Source organism: Glutamicibacter sp. JL.03c (assembly GCF_025854375.1).
GTDB lineage: Bacteria > Actinomycetota > Actinomycetes > Actinomycetales > Micrococcaceae > Glutamicibacter.
In genome coordinates this window covers 385,671-402,264 of the sequence record NZ_CP107575.1, presented here as the reverse complement: position 1 = coordinate 402,264, position 16,594 = coordinate 385,671, and the positions used below count along the sequence as shown (strand labels likewise).

Sequence of the window (16,594 nt, the reverse complement as noted above, 5' to 3'; positions counted from 1 at the left end):
GCGATTACTCCGCCGGCGCGCACACCAGCTTGCCGGCGGAAGTATCGAGCTTGCGGTCCTTTTGCAGGCCCTCATATTTCTCGCCGAGGGCAAGGTCTACTGTCGTGCCCCATTTTTCCGGCTCGAAGATGAAGACCGCGCCCGGTACCTGACGCTGGATGGTAAAGGCCTGGGCATAGCCATCTGGACCGGCAATGACAGCCCCGGTGGTTGCCGACAGCTGATCCCAGCCCGAGGTCAACGAGGAAATCTTGAAGCCGCGTTCTTCCAAGGATTTTGCGGTGTCCGAGGCTAGTCCCGCGATATTCGTGGTGTTCAGCACCCGAATTTTAAAGCTTTGCGGATCCTGATAGGAGAAATCCACTTCGGGGCACTTGGCATTCTCGATTTTCACCGGGCTTGGCTCGGCAGTGTCCGCGGCCGTGGCATCTGCTCCGGGCTTCCAGTTTCCGGTCGCGATGAGCAGCGCTCCCACGGTGACAGCCATAACAAGCACGGCCATGACGGCAAACACCACGTTTTGGCGTCTGCGGGCACGACTCTTGGCTTTTTGATCCGAGCTGAAGCTCAAGTCTTGTTCATCAACAATATGCGCCCCGTGCCATTCGGCCGGGTCTTCGCGTTCACGCATCTTCCCACCTAGCTCCGGGTAGCCTGTGGCTACGACTAGCTGAGGAAAACCAGCTCGTCATCCTCGTGGCAATTAGCTTATCGAATCGCCGTCTAAATCCAATATCCGCGCATGTATTACGGAGCGATGATGAAGCGCGGATCGTAGCGCGCGGTGCACGCCGTCTTCCAGATAAAGGACTCCTCCGAACCGGACAACGTGGGGAAACAAGTCACCGTAAAAAGTGGAATCTTCCGAAAGCAGCGCTTCCAAGTCAAGTGTGGACTTGGTAGTAACCAGCTGGTCCAGCTTCACCTGCTGCGGAGGTAGTTCGCTCCAGTCGCGTGAGGAGACCAACCCGTGTTCTGGGTATGGACGTCCGTCACCTACTGCTCGAAATATCATCCTTCAAGCATAAGCGCCCAGTAGTCAGATCGCTGGAATTACTCGGTGCGCGGCAGTGTGCGGTTGAATAAGTTTCGCTCGTCATGCCTCCAGTTTCTGGCCGCCAGCTTCACAGCATTCCGCCCGTCCGGAACATGGAACCCACGGTAATAATCGGGCGTCCAGATTACGGGCGCGTGAGGCCAGCTGTGGCACTGGCATGTCAAAAACCCTGTGCGGCGCGTAATCCTTGCACGGGCAGATCATTGGCATCGTATGCTGTACACGCGTCGGGACACCCCGGCCTCCAAGAATGTCATCCAGCGGCCGCATCTTCCAGACGGAGTCCCCGCCGATGGCAAGAAGCGGAATTATGGACCTCATATTCGCCTTGCGCAAGGATTGTTACACGGCGAGAAACGTGGAGGAACCCGGCGTAACTTAGGCTAGTAACAATCCCGTCATGAGGTGCACTCTGGGGTTATGAAAAACGTAGTCACCGAGATCCCAGTCCTCGACATTTCTACCTCGCGCAACGCTGACGGCAGCTTCAACGAAAATTTCGTTGCTGCACTTCGTGACGCGGCCCATCGCGTTGGATTCTTCCAAATCGTTGGCTACAGCTCACAAGAAGGCCAAGACCAAGAGCTGTTGGACACCATTGCCGAGTTCTTCAACAAGCCAGTAGAGCAGAAGATCAAGCTCGACAACCGCAACAGCGCCCAGTTCCGTGGCTACACCCGCATGGGCACCGAGATCACCCGCGGCCGTGCCGACGCCCGCGAACAGATCGACTACGGACCCGAGCGCGACACCCTGGCAGTCGTTCCCGCCGATAAGCCTTATTTGAACCTGCAGGGCCCTAACCAGTTCCCTGAAGATTTCCCGCAGCTTGAAGAACGCGCCATGGCGTGGGCCGAGCTGATGAACAAGACCGGCCATGAGCTGCTTTCAGCCATTGCCGTGGGCTTGGGCTTGCCCGAGGACCACTTCGATGAGCCGTTCGCCAACACCCCGTCGTGGATGGGCAAACTGGTTCATTACGTCTCCGGCGATGTTGTTCCGGAGTCCGGCAACCAAGGCGTTGGCCTGCACGCCGACTACGGCTTCGTCACCCTGCTGCTACAGGACCAGGTTGGCGGACTGCAGGTCCAGCCATACGGCCAGGAGGAGTGGATCGAAGTTCCGCCGACTCCGGGCGCGCTGGTCGTGAACCTCGGCGAAATGCTGGAGGTCGCTACCGACGGCTACCTGATGGCCACCATCCACCGCGTGATCGCACCACCTGCCGGGGTTGATCGCTACTCGGTACCGTTCTTCTACTCGCCACGTCTGGACGCAGTCATCGACAAGGTCGAGCTACCGGCAGAACTGGCAGCCGAAGCCCGCGGCGTCTCCGATGATCCAGAGAACCCGATGTTGGCCTCCTACGGTGCCAATGTTCTCAAGGGCTGGTTGCGTGCCCACCCGCAGACCGCTGCCATCCACTACCCAGAGGTAGTCAAGGCCAAGAAGAGCGCCTAGCTCACCGGCCTTCCCGCCTGCCGGGGAGGAAAACACGAAGACCTGCTGGCTTCAGTCCGAGATTAATTTCGGGTTGAAGCCGGCAGGTCTTTTTGTCGGTTGCAGCTTTAGCTGTTGCCGGAGAGGACGCAGAACTCATTGCCTTCCGGATCGGCGAGCACTACCCAGCTCGCGTCCTCATCCTGGCCAACGTCCGCGTACGAGGCGCCAAGAGACAGCAGGCGATCGACTTCTTGCTGCTGGTCTGCGTCCTTCGGCCGCACATCGAGGTGAAGCCTGTTCTTGATTGATTTCGGTTCAGGAACCTGGGCGAAGGTCATTAGGATGGCCCCGCTGTTCCCATCGGAAGCACCGATGGTGACCAATCCGGCTTCCTCTTCACGAACTTCAAAGTCCAGCACTTCGCACCAGAAGCGTGCCAGAAGCATCGGGTTCGCGCAGTCCACGGAAATCTCGCTCAATACACTTGCCATGATCTTGCCTCGTCGAAAGATTGATCGTCAGTTGGTTCGGATCATACCGGGAAATAATCTCTCGTTGTCAGAAGGCAAAAAAATAATGTCCCGAGTCATCGTTTTACCGATGTCCCGGGACATTAAAAATGGCGGAGGATAGGGGATTTGAACCCCTGAGGGCGTTAACCCAACACGCGTTCCAGGCGTGCGCCATAGGCCGCTAGGCGAATCCTCCTCAGTTTGCTCCGAGGAGCAGGATCCAGCATATCTAAATTCTCGCTCAATCACGAATCGAGTGTTCTCCCGCCGTTTCCCATGCCGTCACCGAAGCCGTTCTTCCCTGAATCTAGGCGTTTTTAGAGGTTATACCCACCTCGCCACCTCCCCGATCTACCCCGCCCAGAAGCGCGAATACTGCTATATATGAGCAAAAGAGAGGTATTTCACAGCAGCGATGATCCTCGCCGCCTGCATATCGGTCCACCCGGGCAACGCACTACGCCCGGAGATTTCGGGCTATGGGCAGCGAAACTGGATCAAGACAATCTGTTCGCGCAGGTTGCTGCCACAGCGCGCAAGCTCTACGAGCTGCCGCCGGCATCAACAGCGGACCAAGGCCTGGAAACCCTCAAAGTCATAACCCGGCTCCGGAGCATGCTGGATGCCGCAGAAGCGGCAGTGCTTGCAGATTCATACGAGCACGCGGTGAAAGCCTCCAGCGCCCAAGGGGCGCAGGACCCGCTCATTGAAGCACCGATTGATGCGCTCCAGGACCAGTCATCGCAGTACTACGGCATCAATCCTTCGGAAGAGACAGTCATTCGTTCATCGTTTGTCGCGGAAGCCGCCATGGCCTTGCGGTCCACCGAGGCCAATGTACGCGACCGCTTATTTATCGCAGAAGGCCTGCGCCACCTTTGCCCGGAGACCCTGGAAGAGCTAAGCCGGGGCGAGATCACCACCAGGACAGCGCAAGAAATCGTCAAGCAGTCCCAGGACCTTGAACCGGAAGACATCCAGCATATGCAGCAAACCCTGTTGCCCATTGCCCGTACGGCCACCGACTCGGCTGTTGCCCACCGCGCGAGAAAGATCCACGAGCGCCTTCATCCCCACCCCATCGAAGAACGCCACAAGAAGAGCGCCGAGGACCGCAAGGTGACCTATTGGAATGAACCCAATGGCATGTCGGTCATCCAGCTGTATATGCCGGCCGAGAACACCCTGAGCATCATCAACACCGTGAACTGGCATGCGGCACAGCACAACGATCCTGACGATGAACGCACCGAGCAGCAACGCCGCTTGGACATCATCTGCGATGCGCTGCTCGACGGCTGGCCGGCCGGAGGCGGTACCCCCTTGAAGGCACGGGTCGCGGTGACCATTCCTGCCCTTGAAATGCTGGCCGACCCCCGGCGAGCCTTGGCCGATCTGGAAGGCTACGGCCCCATTCCCATCGGGACGGCGCTACGCATTGCCAAAGATGCCCCGTCCTTCATGAAGGTACTCACGGATCCATGGTCCGGCGCCGTGATTGATGTCGGCCGTGAGAAGTACCGTCCGTCCAAGGCACTGCGCGATCTGCTGCGCAGTCGGGATATCTACTGTCGCTTCCCCGGATGCAATCGTCCGGCTGAAACTTCGGAGATCGACCATATCGAGGCCTGGGCCAGCGGGGGACATACTTCGCGCACCAACACGCACTTGCTGTGCAAGCGGCATCAGATGTTCAAGCATGTCTTGGGGTGGCAGGCCACTTATCTTCCTGATGGGTCAGTGAACTGGCGTTCGCCTCACGGGGTGGTATGCATCGAACTTCCCGGAAGTGTCACGAACGTGCAGAATTTCGACTTCGAGAGGGAGCAGACGCCGATGCTTCCTACAGTCCAGCTCAACGAACGGGTGCGCAAGGTTCTGGGATGGTTCGAATCAACGGACGAAGACACCGGTTGAGAGCAAGCGCACGCCCTCCGATTTTTATCCAAGCACCACCCTCGGGTAGTATTTTCGGTGACCCCTCGTGTGGTGTCATCCTGTTGAACTCCCCCAGGACCGGAAGGTAGCAAGGGTAGATGGGCTCTGGCAGGTGCATGAGGGGTCTTTACTTTTTCACGCAAGCCGAATGGAGTCCACGTGGGCGCTGGCCGTTTCGCCCCTAGCCCTTCCGGGCCACTCCACCTTGGCAATTTGCGCACGGCAATCCTCGCATGGCTTTTTGCCCGTTCCACGCACCGCGACTTCTTGTTGCGGATCGAAGATCTTGACCGAGTCCGTTCCGGAGCCGAGGCCACCCAGATCGCCGAGCTGGAGTCCCTGGGACTGGCTTTCGACGGCCCGCTCTTGCGTCAATCCGAACGTCTGCCGATTTACTTTGACGCCGTAGAACAGCTCAAAAAACAGGATCTTCTCTTCCCTTGCTTCTGCTCGCGCAAGGACATCGCCGAAGCCGCCAGCGCACCGCACGCAGCCCCCGGCGCGTACCCGGGAACCTGCCGGGATCTGAGCGCCGCTGAACGCGAGGCCAAGGCAAAGGAGCGTCCAGCCGCCCTGCGCTTGCGCGCCGAGGTCACCGAATTCTCGATTCACGACCAGTTGGCTGGCGATTACACGGGCGTCGTGGATGATTTTGTCCTCGTCCGCAATGACGGTGCCCCCGCCTACAATTTGGCGGTGGTTGTCGATGACGCGCTGAGCGGAATCGATCAAGTGGTGCGCGCAGATGATCTGCTTACCTCTGCCCCGCGCCAAGGGTATCTTGCAACGCTGTTGGGCTACGACGTGACGGAGTACGCCCATGTGCCACTGGCGTTGAATGCCAAGGGCCAGCGACTGGCCAAGCGAGATGGAGCAGTAACACTCGAAGAGATCACCGAACACGGAGTACATCCAGCCGATGTGGTGGCGATTTTGCTAGAGTCATTGGGCTTGCCCAGCACAAGTTTGCAGGCAGCCCTAGAAGCTTTCGATCCGGTGAACCTGCCGCGTGAACCGTGGATCGTTGAACCAGAGAATATCGTCCAACAGCTGATGCCCCGCGCATCACGCAACCGATAGGGAACCGGTGTGAGTACAGCGCTATATCGCAGGTATCGTCCCGATACGTTTGCCGACGTCATCGGACAAGAGCACGTCACTGCTCCCCTGATGACGGCTCTGGAGAAAAACCGTGTTAATCACGCGTACCTCTTCTCCGGTCCGCGCGGTTGCGGCAAGACGACCTCCGCACGAATCCTTGCTCGTTGCCTGAACTGCGAACAGGGTCCGACGCCGGTTCCCTGTGGCACTTGCCCGAGCTGTGTTGAGCTGGCCAATGGCGGCCCCGGCTCGCTGGATGTCATCGAAATCGACGCGGCCAGCCACGGTGGCGTGGATGATGCCCGCGACCTGCGCGAGCGGGCGACCTTCGCTCCGACCCGTGACCGCTACAAGATCTTCATCATCGATGAGGCCCATATGGTCACCGCGGCTGGCTTCAATGCCCTGCTGAAGATCGTTGAAGAGCCGCCGGCGCATATCAAGTTCATCTTCGCGACGACGGAACCCGAGAAGGTTATCGGGACCATTCGTTCCCGTACCCATCACTACCCATTCCGCCTGGTTCCGCCGGAAGCCTTGCTGGCCTACCTGCAGGTTTTGTGCGAACGCGAAAACGTTGCGGTAGCCGAGGGCGTGCTTCCGCTGGTGATCCGCGCTGGTGGCGGTTCGGTCCGAGATACCCTCTCGGTTCTCGACCAGCTGATGGCTGGTGCCCGTGAGGGAACGCTTGATTATGAGACTGCCATTGCGTTGCTGGGCTACACCCATTCGACCCTTTTGGATGAGGTGACGCTGTCCCTTCACGAGGCTGACGGTGCTGGGCTCTTTGGCGCCATTGACCGCATTATCCAGACCGGTTTGGATCCGCGGCGCTTTGTCGAAGACATCCTTGAGCGCTTCCGCGACCTGATCATCGCCAAGGCGATGCCAGAAGGCCTGGAAAAGATCCTGCGTGGCGTGCCCGTAGACCAGCTGGAGGCCCTGCGCTTGCAGGCCGGCTTGGTCGGCGCGGGCGAGCTATCACGCTGGGCTGATGTCACCAATAAGGCGCTGAGCGAGATGACCGGCGCGACCTCTCCGCGTTTGCATTTGGAGCTGCTCGCAGCCCGTTTGATGCTCCCGGGTTCCGAAAACTCGATCTCTTCCTTTGCTGCTCGTTTGGATCGACTCGAACGCCATGCGATGACCGGCGGGGAGCTTCCTGCCCTTGATGAGGAGCAAGCAGATGGCTCCTCGGCTTCGCTCGGCGCTGCGCCGAATCCCGGTGCTGCCCGCCAGGGTGCTGCCGCGGTGCGTGAAGCCTTGGCTGCGGCCAAGGCCCGCCGTGAGGGCATGCCTGCACCACAGGTGCAGGCACCGGTTGAACAGCCAGAAGCCCCGGCTCAGGTCGAAGAGCCTGCCCAACCGGTTCAGCCTCAGCCAGTTCAGCCTCAGCCAGTTCAGTCGCGGCCGGTCCAGGAAGAACCTGTTCAGGCTCAGCAGCCTGAACAGCGTCAGCAGGCACCTCAGACCGAGGCCGATGACCAGCCACAATTTGCCAATGATGATCCCAACGCCCCGTTGGATCCCGATGCGCAATCCTCGCTGAATACCGGAGAAGCTGCCGATTGGGGTGCAACGTGGGGGCCGAAGGATGATAGCTATTCGGTGACCACCGAGGTGCAGCCTGGTCCAAGTGTTCCTGCCGCGCGCCCTGAGGGTGTTGCACCATTCAGCTTGGTTCCAGACCCCTCCAGCGGCGAGGACCTGTCCTTCGGCACCGGGGTCTCCATCGATGATGTGAAGCAGAACCCGGCCATGGCCGAATTCGCTCGCAAGGCTGCAGAATCCCGCGCCCAGCAACCGGCTGCCCGTGCCCCTCAGCAGCAGTCGCCTGCCCAGACTCCTGCCCCGGCGGCAGCTCCAGCTCAGCAGCCTGATCAGGCAGAGCTCGATGCCCAGCGCCAGGCAGCACAACAGGCACAGGCTCAGCAAGAGCAAGCACAGCGCGAAGCGCAAGAACGCGCCGCACGTGAACAAGCCGAACGCGAAGCCCAGGAACGCGCCGCTCGCGAACAAGCGCAACAGCAGCAGCAGCAAACTCGACCTGCACAGCCGTCGCAGCAGCCCGGCGCCGGTTCCCCGGTCCAGAAGTTCCAGCAGGCATGGCCGATGATCCTGGAGCAGCTGCAGGGCAATTCCCGCGTGCTGCACTCGATGGTGGCAACCTACGGATCCGTGGCCGGCTTTGATGGCCGCACGCTCACCTTGGCTTTCAGCAATACCGGGCCCATCGTGAACCTGCGCAATCGTCCGGATTTGATGAACACCTTGACCGGGGTTGTTTCGCAATTCGCCGGGTCACCCATAGAAATAGTGCTCACCGAAGGCGGATCCAACCCGGCTGGCGGTGGTTCCCCAAAAGGTGAGCGCCGGCCACTTCCGGCGCAAACCCCAGCACCAACCAAGTTCACTAAGCCTGTAACTTCTGCTGGGGTAGCTGCGCGTGCCGCGCGCGCGCAAGCTGCCGCCCCGGCACCAACTGCCAGTCCTTCATCCCCGGCTTCTTCGCCTGCGGCATCGCCTCCGGCGACGCCGCAGCCGCGTGCCACCGATGGATACGTCAGCTCCTACGATGATGTGCCGCCGCCCTATGACGAGCCGTTCATGGATGAACCTCCGTTCCCGGATGACCCGTACTATTCCCCGGAACCGGCAGCGCAGCGCGAGCCGCAGCGCCAGCCCGAATCAGCTCAGCCTCACGAGACTATCGAGCGGCCAGATCAGGCGGCCCAGGCCGCTTCGTCTCCCGAGCCACGCCAGCCCAGCGCGCCACGCAGTTTTGGCGGCCCTCCGGTAGCGCCGAAGCCTCGCATGACCGCAGGGCTCAGCGCTCGCCAGGCGGAAGTCGGTACGCCGAATATTCCGCGGCCGGTTTCGAGCACCCCCTTGCACCCGCAGAGCACCACGGATTCGTTCCAGAACCTGGCCGTGCGCGACACCGCGGAACCGGCGCCGCAGGTCCACAAACCGGCAGCCTCGCAACTTCCGGCTGCTTCGGCACCGGTGGTTGCGCCAGCAGCGCAAGCTCCTGCACCCGCCGCGTCACAGCGGCAGGTCCAGGCCACGGCCCGGACTGAAGCTCCAGTCCAGCCGGCACCACCCAGGCCCGAGCCGGCCCCGGAAGCCGCCCCTGGCTGGGGTGCGCCTCAGCAGGAGCAGGCCGCCGCAAGCGAGCCGGCTGCACCAGCAGCCGGCCAGCGCATGAGCCGCTATCAGCAGCTGATGAACCAGGCCAAGAGCTCTCCGAGCGCACCGGCGCCACCCCAGGCCGCCGGCGGCTGGGGCGGCCCTTCCGCTTCGGCAAGCCCCGTACAGCACCAGGAACCTGAGGAGTTCGTCCCGAGCGATGACGACATCGAGGTCGAGGATTCAGCGCTCATCGGCGTGCCCGCAGTGGAACGCCTGCTCGGTGGCATGGTGATTGAACAGCGGGATGTGAACGGCAATGTCGTGGAGATCAAACGCAGCCTGTAGCTCACACCACGGCATGCTGTCGGGGTGAGACACTAGGGTGTAACACGGAAGATTTCCACAGGTTTCCAGCAACGCAGAAAGAAGGCGCACGTGTACGAAGGTGCTGTACAGGAATTGATCGACGAGCTCGGTCGCTTGCCTGGCATCGGCCCGAAGTCGGCTCAGCGCATCGCTTTCCACATTCTTGACGCCGACGCCGAGGATATGACGCGCCTGGCCGCGTCCATCCAGCTGGTCAAGGAGAAGGTCAAGTTCTGCGAGATCTGCTTCAACATCTCGGAGCAGGAGATCTGCGCGATCTGCCGCGATGGGCGCCGCGACGGAACCAAGATCTGCATCGTCGAGGAATCCAAAGATGTCATGGCCATCGAGCGCACCCGCGCCTTCGGCGGCAAGTACCACGTGCTCGGCGGCTCGATCAATCCGTTGGCCGGCATCGGCCCGGAGCAGCTGCACATCCGCGAACTGGTCACGCGCCTTGCCGATGAATCCATTACCGAATTGATCCTAGCAACGGACCCGAATCTCGAGGGCGAAGCTACGGCCGTTTACCTGGTGCGCGCGCTCGCTCCCCTGGGCATCCGGATTACCCGCTTGGCCTCGGGCCTGCCGGTCGGCGGCGATCTGGAATACGCCGACGAGGTGACGCTGGCTCGCGCCTTCGAGGGCCGCCGCACTGCCGGTTCCAGCGCGTCGAACGCGCGTCGCCCGGCGCCTGCTTCCGATGATTCCGCCGCGCCGCAGAAGCAAGACGCTCCGGCGGATCAGGCTTCGAACACTGCGCCAAAGCTCTTCCGGGCCGTTGACCCCGAGAAGACCCCCAAAGACGAGACCGACAGCCCGTCGCATCCAGTGGTTCCCGAGATGGATAACCACCGCAGCCGATAAGCAGTTCCTGGGTGAATCCCGCATTTTCCTTTTGGCAGGAAGGTGCGGGGTTCCTTGGTTAATGCATCGGTGTGCGATGGAACACCTTAGTTGATAGTCGTCAACCATCGCCGTATGGTTGATAACAATCAACCAATCGGGCCCTCCTAGCCTGACCCTATAATTTTTTGGAGCTTCAATGACCGCAATCGCACCGGTCGCCAAGCCCAAGATGACGCACCGTGAAATCCTCACCGCCCTTACCGGCATCCTCATGGGCATGTTCGTCTCGATCTTGGCCAACACCGTCGTATCCAGTTCCCTGCCAGTGATCGTCTCCGACCTCAACGGCAGCCAGACCTCCTACACCTGGGTAGTCACCGCCACTCTGCTGGCAACCACCATCTCGACTCCGATCTGGGGCAAGCTCGCCGACCTCGGCAACCGCAAGCTGCTGCTGCAGATCTCGCTGGCGATCTTCGTCCTGGCATCCGCTGCAGCCGGTTTCTCGCAGAGCACCAGCTTCCTGATCGCCATGCGCGTCATCCAGGGCCTGGCCGGCGGTGGCGTCGGCGCCTTGGCGCAGATCGTCATGGCCGACTTCCTCTCGCCCCGCGAGCGCGGCAAGTACATGGGCCTGTTTGGCGCTGTCATGGCCATTGGCACCGTGGGCGGACCGCTGATCGGCGGATTCGTCACCGACACCATCAACTGGCGCTGGAACTTCTTCATCGCCCTGCCTTTCGCCATCGCCGCTGTCGCGCTGATCCAGCGCACCCTGCACCTTCCAGCCATCGCCAAGCGCAAGGTCAAGATCGACTACTGGGGCATCCTCCTGCTCTCCGGCGGCGTCTCGCTGCTGCTGATCTGGATGTCGCTGGGTGGCTCCGAATTCGAATGGGCTTCCACCACCAGCCTGCTGATGGTCGTCGGCGCGGCAGTCCTGCTCGCCGCTTTCATCCTGGTGGAAATCAAGTCCTCCGAACCACTGCTGAGCATGTCGCTGTTCAAGAACCGCACCTTCACCTTCGCGGTGATCGCTTCGCTGGCAGTTGGCGTGTCGATGTTCGGCACTTCGGTCTTCCTCAGCCAGTACATGATCATGGCCCGTGGCGCTTCGGCCACCATGGCCGGGCTCATGACCTTCCCGCTGATGGGAGGGCTGCTGGTCATCTCCACCATCGGCGGCCAGATCATTTCCCGCACCGGAAAGTGGAAGCCGCTGGTGGTCCTCGGTTCCGTATTGATCGTTCTCGGCCTGTTCCTGCTGGGAACCATCCACTACAACACCAACTACGCGCTGGTTGCCTCATTCATGTTCATCCTGGGCGCCGGCATGGGCCTGGTCATGCAGAACATGGTGCTGGTCGTGCAGAACTCCGTTGACATCAAGGAACTGGGCGTCGCGTCCTCCTCGGTCAACTTCTTCCGCACCCTGGGCGGCACCGCCGGCACCGCCGGACTGGGCGCCATCCTGGCGGCCACCATTCCGAATATGATTGCCGACCGCCAGGCGGATCTGATGCAGGCCATCGGATCGCTGGGAGCGAAGGGCCAGGAAGTCGCACAGGTGCTGTCCTCGGGCAACCTGCCAACCATCTCCACCCTGCCTGAGCCAGTGCGCGTCATCTTCGAATCGATCTACGGTGACGCAGTGCCATCGCTGTTCACCTTCGCCGCTCCGCTGTCGCTGATTGTCGTGATCGCCGTCTGCTTGATCCCCAACCAGTCGCTGACCACTCAAACCGCTTCCGAGCGCATGCAGGAAGTCGACGCAGAAGCTGCTCTGGGCGCCAACGGCTTGGCTGCCGGCAATGAGAATGCCGACGCTCAAATCCAGGAGCAGGTTGCCGCCAGCAACCAGGCTCCGGGAGCATCGACGAAGTCGACCGGCAAATAGGAGCACCCCAGTGGATACCACCAGTGCGGATGCTTCACACTGCGCCAAGGATCGCGCAGACCGCTATTCATTGGCAGAACAGGAACTGTTTTCGCTGATTGCGGTCACCGCACGATTCAAGCGCGAGCTCGCCCATCGGCTCAACGGACAGTTGACGCCAGGCTACTTGCCGGTTCTCGGGCTCATCTTGCGCAACGGCCGGATCACCCAATCAGAAATTTGCGAGAAGCTGCTGGTCGACAAGGCCACGCTCTCCCGCATGATCTCCAAGCTCGAACAGCTTGATCTGGTGGTTCGCGAAGTCAACGCGGAAGACCGCAGGGCTTCGGACTTGCTGCCCACCGAATACGCCAAGGAACGGTGGCACAGCGGTTTCGAAGAGTGGCGCCACGAGCTTCGTTCACGCATGAGCAACTGGGCTGACGATGATCTGGACACGCTGGTGGAACTGCTGGGCCGGCTGAATCTGGAAATCCAGGCGATCTAGCCTCCATCAATAGATCGGTGCGACAGGCCGGGCATCACGGAAAACCGTGACGCCCGGCCTTTTCCGCCCTTCTGATGCCCGAGATGCCTAGAATTCACTTATGGGAATCAAGAACAGCAACACCTCAGCCATCGCCAATGCCACCTCAGTACCTTGGCCGACCTGGGGCGCCCAGCTCGACGAAGCCAAGGCCGGCGAAATGACGCATAAGGAAATCGCTGAACTCGCTTACTCCCTCATGCCACAAGCCGTGGAGAACCCCGGGTGGTGGGCGCAAGCGGTGGCCGTCGCCTACGAGCAGCAAATTGGCCGCCGCCTTCCCGGCCAGGCCCAAGACGGAACCTTCCAAGGATCGGTCAGCGCTACCGTTGCCGCCGATCTGGATGCGGCCTTGGCGCGCTGGGAGGAACAAGTGGACAGCATGGAAATGTTCAATGGCCAAAGGCTGGCCGAGCCAGCGCGCACCAGCGGCTCCGAGCGCTGGCGCTACTGGCGAGCCAGCTTCAGCGATGGCACCAAGGCCCAAGTGGACATTGGGCTTAAGGGCGACAAATCCTCCGTTGCCATTAACATTACTAAGGCTGAAACACCTGATCAGGTGTCTGAATGGAAGAGCTTTTGGCGACAAATATTGGCTGAATTCAAGCAATAGCCCGCGCTTTTCAACAACAGCCACTAATCTTCCTAGGCAATATGACCAATGTTTACCGCCACAAGTAGGAGAAGTTGCCCAGTAGCTGTCACAATATTTATTTGGTAGATGCCTCGTATTGTGCCTTGCGCCAATAACGAGTCACAGCTTTCAACAGGTGGAGTGAGTGCCCATGGGCCTAATTGTTCAAAAATTTGGCGGTTCGTCAGTTTCAGATGCCGAAGGCATCAAGCGTGTGGCGCGTCGAATTATTGACACCAAGTCCCAGGGACACGACGTTGTTGTAGTTGTCTCTGCGATGGGCGACACCACCGATGACCTGCTGGATCTGGCAGGCCAGCTCACCGACGATGCGCCGGCACGCGAAATGGACATGCTGCTCTCCGCGGGCGAACGCATTTCCATGTCCCTGCTGGCCATGGCCATTGACCAGTTCGGCGAACAGGCTGCTTCCTTCACCGGATCGCAGGCTGGCCTGATCACCGACTCCACTCACGGAAAAGCACGCATCATGGAGGTTTCCCCCCAGCGTGTCCGTCGCGCCATCGACCGCGGCTTCATCGCGATCGTTGCCGGCTTCCAGGGCATGAGCAAGGAATCGAACAACATCACCACCATGGGACGTGGCGGCTCGGACACCACCGCAGTGGCTTTGGCTGCCGCTTTGGGCGCCGATGTCTGCGAAATCTACACCGATGTGGACGGCGTCTATACCGCCGACCCGCGCGTTGTCGCTTCGGCGAAAAAGATCGAGAAAATCACCAGCGAAGAAATGCTGGAGATGGCCGCCAGCGGATCCAAGATCCTGCACCTGCGTTGCGTGGAATACGCTCGACGCTTTGGCGTGCCATTGCATGTGCGCTCTTCATTCAGCACTCACGAGGGCACCTGGGTGCTCCCGAACCCCGACGACAAAATCACGATTCAAGAGGGAGAACCCTTGGAACAGCCAATCATCTCAGGTGTCGCCCACGACCACTCCGAAGCCAAGGTCACCGTCATCGGCGTGCCTGACATCCCTGGCAAGGCAGCCCAGATCTTCGGCGTGATCGCCGCGGCCCAGGCAAATATCGACATGATCGTCCAGAACATTTCGACCCATGGCTCGGGCAAAACCGACATCTCCTTCACCCTGCCGATGACCGAGACCAAGAACGTGCTTGGCGCATTGAACACCGCCAAAGGCGAGATCGGCTTCGAGGACATCGAGCACAACGACGAGGTCGGCAAGCTGTCGCTGATCGGCGCGGGCATGCGCTCGAACCCGGGCGTTTCCTTCACCTTCTTCGAGGCCCTGCACAACGCTGGAGTGAACGTGGATATGATCTCCACCTCCGAGATCCGCATCTCCGTGGTCACCGATGCGGACAAGCTCAACGACGCGGTTCGCGCCATCCACACCGCGTTCGATTTGGACACCGATGTGGAAGCCACCGTCTACGGCGGCACCGGCCGCTAAGACCACGCTCCACTAGAGAGCAGGCCTGCGGCGCTGGATTATCCAGCGCCGCAGGCCTGCTCCTTTAACCTGTCGCTATCGGCTTATTTCACCGGCTCCAGGGTCTTGGAATAGACCGTTTCGCCCAGCCCGTTGCGCAGGCTGACGGTGAACATATCCTGCTCATCAAGATCCACATGTCCGAAGAACTGGCTCTTGCCATCACGCGGCGACTGATTGGCGACGGTACCGGCCAAGGCAAAATCCACCCGCGGCCCGAAGGTCCCGTCCATCTGGTTCGGGCCAAATGATCCAGCATTGACCGGGCCCGCCACGAATTCCCAGAACTCGTTGAAGTCGCTGAAAGCGGCTCGTTCTGGCGAGTAGTGGTGGGCGGCGCAGTAGTGCACATCAGCAGTCAGGAAGACGACGTTCTTGATTCCCTTGTCCTTGATGGCCTTGAGCAGCCGTGCCAGTTCCAGTTCGCGGCCCAGCGGCGCACCGTGATCTGCATTGGCAATGGATTCCTGCGCCTTGCCATCGGGCACGATGATGCCCAAAGGCAGGTCGTTGAGGATGACCTTCCAGGTGGCCTTCGAGGCGCTCAGCCCGTCGACCAGCCAGTTCAGCTGCTCTTTGCCGAGGATCGCGGTTTCCTTGCTTTCCTTGCCGTCGGTGTTTTCGGACTTGTAGGTACGCATATCCAAAGCGAAAAGATCCAAGGCTGGTCCCCGGGAAATCTTGCGGTAGATTCGAGCTGCTTCGAATCCGGTGCCGCCGCTCATGGCCCGCGGGTCAGCGATCGGCTGGTATTCTTGCCAGGCCTGGCGGCCACGGGCCGCGAGGGTATTGATGTCGCGCACGGTGTAGCGCTCATCGGTGATGGTCTCGCCCGGCCACCAGTTGTTGTGGGTTTCGTGGTCATCCCATTGGGCAATGACCGGAACCTCGGCGTACATGGCGCGGACGTTGGCGTCCATCATGTTGTAGCGGTGGCGTCCGCGGTACTCGTCCAGGGTCTCGGCGACCTTGGCGACTTCCTCGGTCACCAGGTTGCGCCAGATCTGGCCATCCGCTTCTTCGACCTCGGCAAGGATCGGGCCGTCGGCGTAGATCGTGTCGCCGCTGTGCACAAAGAAGTCGGGCATGGTGGCGTGCATCGCGGCGTAGGCGCGCATGCCGCCGATCTCCTCATTGATGCCCCAGCCCTGGCCGGCCGTATCTCCGGACCAGACAAAACTTTGCGCTCGGTCAGCCTCATGGTTACGTCGCCCGGTTCCCGAAGGCGCAGTGCTGAACCAGCCCTGCTGGCTTTCGCCAACGATTCCGTTCTCATCCTCGAAGCCGATGCTCACCGAGAAGCGTGTCCCCGCTGGCAGGTGGGCAGCGCTGATTTTGGCGGTGAAGTCACTCGCCTCGGTGGCTTGGGCACCGCGCAGGGTGCGGACGAAGGATCCTCGCCCGCGGATGATCTGGCCGGCTTCATCCACCGCGCGTAGTTGCGCGCGCACTCGGCCTTCGCCCGAACTGCGGGCCCAGAGCACCGCGCTGTTGGTGGAGACATCTCCCATGGAGAAGCCGCTGGTCAGTCCCAAGCGTGAGCGGACCAGGCGTGGGCTGCTGGAGGCCAAAGCGGCACCGGTCGGGCCAACAAGGCCGAGGGCTCCGGCGCCCAAGGCGCCGGTGAGCAGGTTTCGACGCGAAATACTAGTCATGTCTCCC

General features: G+C 60.8%; 12 protein-coding genes, 1 tRNA gene, 1 other RNA gene and 1 pseudogene. 10 read left to right on the top strand and 5 right to left on the bottom strand.

From position 1 onward, the window contains the following. Positions 1-4: 4 nt before the first annotated feature. Positions 5-631, bottom strand: a complete 627-nt coding sequence (locus tag OF385_RS01875; RefSeq protein WP_264276726.1) for a LytR C-terminal domain-containing protein — start codon at positions 629-631, stop codon at positions 5-7. 72 nt (positions 632-703) lie between these two features. After that, entirely contained in the window at positions 704-1,015 is a 312-nt protein-coding gene (locus tag OF385_RS01870) for a type II toxin-antitoxin system VapB family antitoxin (RefSeq protein WP_264276725.1), read from the bottom strand. Positions 1,016-1,477: 462 nt separating this feature from the next. On the opposite strand from OF385_RS01870, the gene OF385_RS01865 reads away from it, so the two are divergent. Next, positions 1,478-2,518 (top strand): isopenicillin N synthase family dioxygenase, encoded by a 1,041-nt coding sequence (locus OF385_RS01865; protein WP_264276724.1) that lies wholly within the window; start codon positions 1,478-1,480, stop codon positions 2,516-2,518. A 107-nt stretch (positions 2,519-2,625) separates the two neighbouring features. Here the strand turns inward: OF385_RS01865 and OF385_RS01860 are convergent, their stop codons facing one another. Then, entirely contained in the window at positions 2,626-2,991 is a 366-nt protein-coding gene (locus OF385_RS01860; RefSeq protein WP_264276723.1) for a VOC family protein, read from the bottom strand. A gap of 129 nt (positions 2,992-3,120) precedes the next feature. Further along, positions 3,121-3,208: transfer RNA gene (locus tag OF385_RS01855), tRNA-Ser, on the bottom strand. 188 nt (positions 3,209-3,396) lie between these two features. Here OF385_RS01855 and OF385_RS01850 point away from each other — a divergent pair. The 9 genes and pseudogenes from OF385_RS01850 (at position 3,397) to OF385_RS01810 (ending at position 14,893) form a co-directional block, all read left to right on the top strand. Then, a complete protein-coding gene (locus tag OF385_RS01850; protein ID WP_264276722.1) occupies positions 3,397-4,929 on the top strand; it encodes an HNH endonuclease signature motif containing protein in 1,533 nt (510 codons plus the stop codon). Between the two features lie 56 nt (positions 4,930-4,985). After that, positions 4,986-5,082: signal recognition particle sRNA small type (gene ffs / locus OF385_RS01845), an RNA gene on the top strand. Positions 5,083-5,109: 27 nt separating this feature from the next. Next, complete coding sequence (gene gluQRS, locus OF385_RS01840) at positions 5,110-6,030, top strand: tRNA glutamyl-Q(34) synthetase GluQRS (RefSeq protein ID WP_264276721.1); 921 nt, start codon at positions 5,110-5,112, stop codon at positions 6,028-6,030. A 9-nt stretch (positions 6,031-6,039) separates the two neighbouring features. Then, positions 6,040-9,528 carry a DNA polymerase III subunit gamma and tau gene (locus OF385_RS01835; RefSeq protein ID WP_264276720.1) on the top strand — a complete coding sequence of 1,163 codons (3,489 nt, stop codon included), beginning with the start codon at positions 6,040-6,042 and terminating at the stop codon, positions 9,526-9,528. A 90-nt stretch (positions 9,529-9,618) separates the two neighbouring features. After that, positions 9,619-10,209: pseudogene (gene recR, locus OF385_RS01830) on the top strand (recombination mediator RecR); the annotation flags it as partial. 385 nt (positions 10,210-10,594) lie between these two features. Continuing rightward, the gene (locus OF385_RS01825) at positions 10,595-12,295 is read left to right on the top strand and encodes an MFS transporter (protein WP_264276719.1); all 1,701 of its coding nucleotides are present in this window, start codon (positions 10,595-10,597) and stop codon (positions 12,293-12,295) included. A gap of 10 nt (positions 12,296-12,305) precedes the next feature. After that, positions 12,306-12,782, top strand: a complete 477-nt coding sequence (locus OF385_RS01820; protein WP_264276718.1) for a MarR family winged helix-turn-helix transcriptional regulator — start codon at positions 12,306-12,308, stop codon at positions 12,780-12,782. Positions 12,783-12,882: 100 nt separating this feature from the next. Next, positions 12,883-13,434, top strand: coding sequence for a hypothetical protein (locus tag OF385_RS01815; protein ID WP_264276717.1), 552 nt, complete (start codon positions 12,883-12,885; stop codon positions 13,432-13,434). Between the two features lie 172 nt (positions 13,435-13,606). Next, complete coding sequence (locus OF385_RS01810; RefSeq protein WP_264276716.1) at positions 13,607-14,893, top strand: aspartate kinase; 1,287 nt, start codon at positions 13,607-13,609, stop codon at positions 14,891-14,893. An 83-nt stretch (positions 14,894-14,976) separates the two neighbouring features. On the opposite strand, the gene OF385_RS01805 is transcribed toward OF385_RS01810, so the two are convergent. Further along, positions 14,977-16,587 carry an alkaline phosphatase D family protein gene (locus tag OF385_RS01805; RefSeq protein WP_264276715.1) on the bottom strand — a complete coding sequence of 537 codons (1,611 nt, stop codon included), beginning with the start codon at positions 16,585-16,587 and terminating at the stop codon, positions 14,977-14,979. Positions 16,588-16,594: the final 7 nt, after the last annotated feature.